The organism is Novosphingobium sp. SG919 (assembly GCF_012932495.1).
GTDB lineage: Bacteria > Pseudomonadota > Alphaproteobacteria > Sphingomonadales > Sphingomonadaceae > Novosphingobium > Novosphingobium rhizosphaerae.
On record NZ_JABCNG010000016.1, the window covers coordinates 1 to 6,395 of the forward strand.

The following is a 6,395-nucleotide window of genomic DNA, read 5'->3' on the forward strand; positions in this document are numbered from 1 at the left end:
GCGGGCACGTTCGAGGCGGCGTGTACGCAACTCAAGGTCCCGCACCGGCAAACAAAGGCCTACACGCCGCAGACCAACGGTATGGTCGAGCGTTTGTCACGCGAACTGAGAAACTGACCCCCTGCCGAATCTGAGAACTGACCCCTGCGGCTGACGAGGGGAAAGACAGATGACGAATGTGATTACAGAGTTTTCCGCACAGGAATTGGCTGTGCGGGGAGACGATATGCTGCAGCCCGACGAGGTGGCCGCGATGGTGCGGCTGCATGAGCTAGGTTGGGGAGCAAAGCGGCTGTCGAAGGAGTTTGGCTGCGCGCGTAACACGGTGCGCCGCTACCTTCGCGCCGGCGGTGTGGTGCCGTTCGCGAAGCCCGAGCGCAAGACGGCGTTCGACGGTCTCGACGATTGGCTGCGCGAGCGTTTCTTCCGGCACGGCGGCAATGCCGATGTCATCCGCCAGGAACTGGCGAGCGAGCATGGGATCGAGATCGGCCTGCGCTCGGTCGAGTTGCGGGGCCAGCGCTGGCGGCGAGAGTTGAGGGCTCAGAAGCGAGCCACGGTGCGCTTCGAGACGCGGCCCGGGCATCAGCTGCAGATAGACTTCGGCGAGGTCCGGGTATGGATCGGCGACGAACGCATGCGCGTACATTTGTTCGTGGCGACGCTGGGCTACTCGCGTCGAATGCATATTCAGCCCTCGATCCGAGAGCGCCAGGTTGACTGGTTCGAGGGGATGGAGGGCGCGTTTCTGCGGTTCGGCGGAGTGCCGGCGGAGATCCTGTTCGACAACGCCAGGGCGCTGGTCGAGCATCACGACGCAGCGACGCGCGAGGTGCGGTTCAATGCCAGGCTCCATGCCTTCGCGCGTTACTGGGGTTTTAGCCCAAGAGCCAGCGCGCCATACCGAGCCCGCACCAAGGGCAAGGATGAGCGCGGTGTCGGATATGTGAAGCGCAATGCGGTCGCGGGTCGCCGCTTCGTCAATTGGGGCGCCTTCGTCGCACATCTCGAGCAGTGGAACCGCGAGATTGCCGATGTGCGCGTACACGGCACGACGGGCGAACTGCCGCTGGTTCGCTTCGCCGACGAAGTTGCCGCGCTTCGTCCGCTTGGCGGCCGTGCTCCATTCGGCCAACTGCGCGATCTGATTCGCAAAGTGCGCCCCGACTGCGCGATCGACCTCGACACCAACAGCTACTCGGTGCCCTGGCGCCTGGTCGGCGAGACCGTGCAGGTCGTGGTTCTCGCGGGCCGTGTCATCGTGCGTCACGCAGGCGAAGTCGTGGCCGACCATGCAGTGTGCGAGGGGCGCCGGCAGCGGATCGTCGACCGGACGCATCTGGCAGGGCTGGTGGGCACCGGTCCTATCCGCGTGACGGCGCCACAGCAGATGCCGCCACCGGCCCTGCTACGGCCACTTGCCGAATACGAGGCTGTGGTCGGAGGAGGCTGGTGATGACGGCGGTTGATCATGAAGCCCTGGTGGCGATGCTGGACCGGCTCAAGCTGTCAGCGATCCGGGACCAGCTTGACACGCTGCTCGACGAAGCGGCGCGCTCGAAAATGACGCTGCGTGAAGCTTTGGCATTCTTCGTCGGCCGGGAGATCGCGCGGCGCGACGAGCGCCGGATATCGATGGCGAGCAAGATCGCCCAGTTCCCGTTCGTACGCGAACTGGCCGGCTTCGAGTTCGATGCGCAGCCCTCGCTCGATCCGGGTCAAGTCCGGGAACTAGCGACGTGCCGCTGGATCGCGCATGGCGATACGACGCTGTTCCTGGGACCTCCCGGAACCGGAAAGACGCATCTGGCCGTTGCACTGGGGCGCGAAGCGATCCGGCAAAACTACTCGGTCCAGTTCGTCACCGCGGCAACGCTGGTAGCGATGCTGGCGAAGGCCCACGACGACGGGACGCTCGACAAACAGCTGACACAGCTTGCCCGGCCCAAGCTGCTGATCATCGACGAGCTGGGGTATCTGCCGTTCGAAGCCAATGCCGCTCATCTGTTCTTCCAACTGGTCTCACGCCGCTACGAAAGGGGATCGATCCTGATCACCTCCAACCGCTCGGTCGGGGAATGGGGCGGTGTGTTCGGCGATCCCGTAGTCGCCACCGCGATCCTGGACAGGCTGCTTCACCACTCCACCGTAGTGACCATCCGCGGTGACAGCTACCGACTTCGCGAAAAGCGTAGGTCCGGCCTTCTGCAGAAGGCCGGACCTACGCTTGAGCCAACCGAAACCAATGCGCAATGAATGGGGGTCAGTTCTTCACTTCGCCCAAGGGGTCAAATCTTCGGTTCGGTTGACAGCGTTTCAACGGTCGCGTTGCCAGCGACGTCTTGGGAATCAATGTCGCCGGCCATCAAGACCTCGAGATCCTGCTGATCAGCTTCAACCGCGCTTATAATCGACGCAGGCAGAGAGTCCTCAACGGTCTCTCGCCGATCGACAAAGTCGGCGAGCGCCTCAAGCTCAACAGCCGCCTCGAGAACAAACTTTACAAGCCACCTGCAGATCAGAATGATCTGCTCAATAAAGTAGACCGAATCCTATTCTACGCCAATGAGGTCTCACAACCAGACAGCTAAGACCTCCAGTCAGGCTGGGCCCGATGGCAGGGGACGACGGCTCCATGACGCCGGACTATGAACAGAGGGGACGGAGTCACGGCACCCCGGTGGTGGCCTTGCCAATGAGTGCTTCGACCCTATTCAGATGACCTTTCCGCATCTGAAAATTCTTGCCGCACACTCCATTCGTCGCGGTTGAAGTGGGACACCATCTTCTTTCTGGTTGATAGTTTGACATCAAATCTATAATGCAATGAGAGACGCCAGAAGGCGCAGGCAGAGGATCGCGGTATTTTGGCGCAGAAAAACCATCGGAAACATGAAGCCCCTCACTCTTTAGGGCTGGATGACAATCCTGTTTCGGGCACAACCCTCAGCATTGGTGAGGTTATCGATGGTGGCCCTTGGAGTTTGCTCCAGCGCTTCGTGGTGCTGCTAGCGGCTCTCTCCATTGTCCTCGATGGGTTTGATGGCCAACTAATTGGCTTTGCCATTCCAGTTCTCATAAAGGAATGGGGTGTCACCAAAGCTGACTTTGCGCCGGTCGTGGCAATGGGGTTGGTCGGGATGGCGGTCGGCAGCGGAATCGCTGGCTTTATCGCTGACCGCTATGGTCGTCGGATCTCCATCCTGGGGTCGGTGGTCTGCTTCGGTGTTGCAACGCTCGCGATCGGCCTATCGCCCAACATCTGGACGATCGCTATCCTGCGGTTCTGCGCCGGCCTTGGTATTGGCGGCGCACTTCCCGCCTCGACGACGCTGGCTGGCGAATTTACCCCGCAGCGCTACCGCACCATGGCCATCACCGGCACGATCGTCTGCGTACCCCTCGGCGGCATGCTTGCCGGCCTGTTCGCATCGCAGATCTTGCCCGCATTCGGTTGGCGCATGTTGTTTTACGCGGGGGGCGCCATTCCCCTGGTGCTATCGCTCATATTGCTCGCAGCCCTGCCAGAATCGCCGCGCTGGCTAGCGCGCAAGAAGCTCAAATGGCCCGCGCTGGTCGCCCTGCTCCACCGTATGGGCCGTACCGTCCCAGATCATGCCACTTTCGCGCAAGCTCCCGAAGAGGTCGTGAAAACCGGGCGCGGTGTGAAGGCGCTCTTCACAGACGGCCGTGCTCTAAGCACGATCGCCTTGTGGGCTGGATTCTTCCTCACCCTGCTCGCGGTCTATCTGGCCTTCAGCTGGCTACCGACCATGCTGACCAACGAGGGACTGAGTGTGGTCGTCGCCGGGCGCGGCCTCACCGCTTACAATCTTGGCGGGGTGTTTGGCGCACTGGCCTGTGCGGTTGCAATCAATCGCTTCGGTTCGCGCTGGCCGCTCGCCTTCTGCTGCGCAGGAGCAGCAATCAGCGCCTTCTATCTACGCGGCCTCAACATCGCCGGAGATACCAGCCTGTTCGTGATTGGACTTGGCGTGCACGGCCTGTTCGTGAATGCGGTTCAGTCCACCATGTATGCGGTCGCGGGCAACATGTATCCCACAGAGGTGCGTGCATCCGGCACGGCCGCCGGACTGGTGGTTGGGCGGCTCGGCGCCATTCTCAGCGCATTTGCCGGGGCGATCGTGATCACAAGAGGAGGTGCGAATGGCTATCTCGGGCTGCTGGCGTTCGCGATGACTGGTGCAATGGTCGCCATCGTTCTGCTCAAGAACCATATCCCGCGCGCGGCAACTGCCACACGCCGGTGAGATCGAACTTATGCAGGCCTCGTCGGACTGGGTGTTTCCGACGGGGCCAGACAATTCGGTGTAGCCGCCATTCATTTGAAATCGGGGGATGAACAATGAAGCGATTGGCATTGCGCCGGGGCGTAAGCCTCGGTGCCGGGATATTTGCGCTCATGGCGGGGTCAACCGGAGCGGCTGCCCAAACCGCGAACGAAGCCACTGTCGAAAGCAAGCCATCCAAGGCAGCGAAATCGAAGCACGCGCCTGGTGCTGCCGAGGCCGTCATTGCTCCACCGCTTAATCTGCCACATCCGGTGAACGCGCCGACCAGCGTTCTCCCGTCTACGCTCGCCTTCCAGCCGCTGCCCTATGACGAGACCTACACCCAGTACGCCGACCCGACCATGCGCACGACCACCTGGGCCAAACTCAAGCACATTCCGCTATGGACCAATGGTTATCTCACCATTGGAGGTGATGCGCGCCTGCGCACTGAAACGCGGGATCACCTCAACTTCGGGCGCGGTGCAGAAGATCGTGGCCTAGATGTCCAGCATCGAGTACGGCTCTGGGCCGACATCCACTGGACCGATTATCTGCGAACCTTCACCGAGATCGAGGCGACCGACACGCATGGGGCCAACGTCACGCCCAATGCTGTCGATGCGAACACCGCAGAATTGCATCAGGCTTTCGCTGAAATCAGTCTGCCCACCAATGAATCTGGCGGTCGCTTCATCGTTCGTGCGGGGCGTCAGGAAATTTCTTTCGGCAAGGCACGCCTGTTCGATGCACGTAACGCTCCGAACACGCGTCGCTCCTTCGACGCCGCCCGCACTCAGTGGCAAAATGGCGAATGGCGCATAGGTTTACTGGGCGGGTGGGCCGTGCGCGACAAGCTGGGTTCGTTCAACGACAGCACCAATTACGACTTTTCATTCATTGCCGCCCATGCGGCGCGCAAACTCAACCCACTGCTCAAAAATGCCGAGTTGGAGATCCTCTATATCCACTCGGACCGAAAAGGTGCGGCTGTGCCATTGTTCAACGCCCGTCGCGACACATTGTCAGCGCGGTTAGCAGGGCGCCAAGGCAAGCTGGATTATGATATCGAGATTATCGGCCAGCATGGCGAGACGGCTGCGGGGCAGACCATCAAGGCATGGTTCTACGGTATGGATACCGCCTATCAGCTCCCGGGGACCTGGAAGCCCAGAGTCGGTTTTCGCACAGACATCGGATCAGGAGATCGACATTCGGGTAACGGCACCTCGGGCACGTACGACTTCCTCTGGTCGAGAGGTCAAACCTTCACAGCAGAGTTCGGCTACTCGAACCTGATCCAAGCAGGCCTTTCCTTCGGCATGAAGCCATCCAAAAAGCTGACCATGGAAGTGACGGCATCTGGGCTTTGGCGGACCACCAATCAGGATAACCTCTACGCCATGACTGGCGCGATCCTGCGGAGAGCCAACGAAAGCTCGGCGCATTATGTGGGCCTGCGCAACACGGCCCGACTTGATTATCAATGGAACCGGTATGTGGTCACCGGCCTGTACATCAATCGAGTTCAGGCGGGTAAGTTTTTGCATGAGACTGGAGATGGGAAAAATCTCCTTTACACATCGGTCTATATTTCATCACGCTTTTGATCGCTGGCATGACGCTTTTTTAAAATGAAAACGACAATTTAGGCATGTAATTTTATAGAATTGTCGCAAATGCTCCTTTCGCAATGGCTGTCAACCGGCGCGTAAAACTGACCCCCTATCGGCGCCCAATATTGACCCCACCTTTCGGTAGTCATGCACTGCTACCCAACCTTGGACCGCTCGGACCTAGAGTTTTTCGCCTGGCCCGGGTCCGGGGGGCTGGTATCCCCGGTCGGGTTTGCCAGCATGATCGGGGGGATATTCCCGATCGCGCTGTGCGGTCGCTCTTCGTTGCAGATCCTATGGGTGTCCGACTCGGACGCGCGCCGGGTGGTCCGGCGCAAAGCCGGAGACCTGTCATGACCGTGCATCCCTGATTTGCACTGTCGCAATTGAGCTTATACCAATGTGCGCTGAGGCTGACTCACGCTGGGGATTCCCAAGTCGGTGAAAATCTGATTCGACGTTGCGAGCACATGGAGGCTTGCGATGG

The 6,395-nt window shown here is 60.3% G+C and carries 4 protein-coding genes and 1 pseudogene; all 5 read left to right on the forward strand.

Annotated features, from left to right (window positions below; genetic code table 11):
• Positions 1–169 precede the first annotated feature (169 nt).
• Positions 170–1,456, forward strand: a complete 1,287-nt coding sequence (istA, locus tag FHT19_RS24160; protein WP_168558139.1) for an IS21 family transposase — start codon at positions 170–172, stop codon at positions 1,454–1,456.
• Positions 1,456–2,256, forward strand: a complete 801-nt coding sequence (gene istB, locus FHT19_RS24165; RefSeq protein ID WP_168558140.1) for an IS21-like element helper ATPase IstB — start codon at positions 1,456–1,458, stop codon at positions 2,254–2,256. Before istA ends, istB begins: the two co-directional genes overlap by 1 nt.
• 53 nt (positions 2,257–2,309) lie before the next feature.
• Positions 2,310–2,591: pseudogene (locus tag FHT19_RS24170) on the forward strand (IS481 family transposase); the annotation flags it as partial.
• A 276-nt stretch (positions 2,592–2,867) separates the two neighbouring features.
• Positions 2,868–4,271: an MFS transporter gene (locus tag FHT19_RS24175; protein ID WP_210425833.1), complete on the forward strand. Its 1,404-nt coding sequence runs from the start codon at positions 2,868–2,870 to the stop codon at positions 4,269–4,271.
• A 95-nt stretch (positions 4,272–4,366) separates the two neighbouring features.
• On the forward strand, positions 4,367–5,902 hold the full coding sequence (locus tag FHT19_RS24180) for an alginate export family protein (protein ID WP_168558141.1): 1,536 nt from the start codon (positions 4,367–4,369) through the stop codon (positions 5,900–5,902).
• Positions 5,903–6,395: the final 493 nt, after the last annotated feature.

Coding starts and splice junctions, on each gene's coding strand:
- istB (WP_168558140.1), top strand. CDS start 1,456: ATGACGGCGGTTGATCATGAAGCCCTGGTGGCGATGCTGGACCGGCTC.
- istA (WP_168558139.1), top strand. CDS start 170: ATGACGAATGTGATTACAGAGTTTTCCGCACAGGAATTGGCTGTGCGG.
- FHT19_RS24180 (WP_168558141.1), top strand. CDS start 4,367: ATGAAGCGATTGGCATTGCGCCGGGGCGTAAGCCTCGGTGCCGGGATA.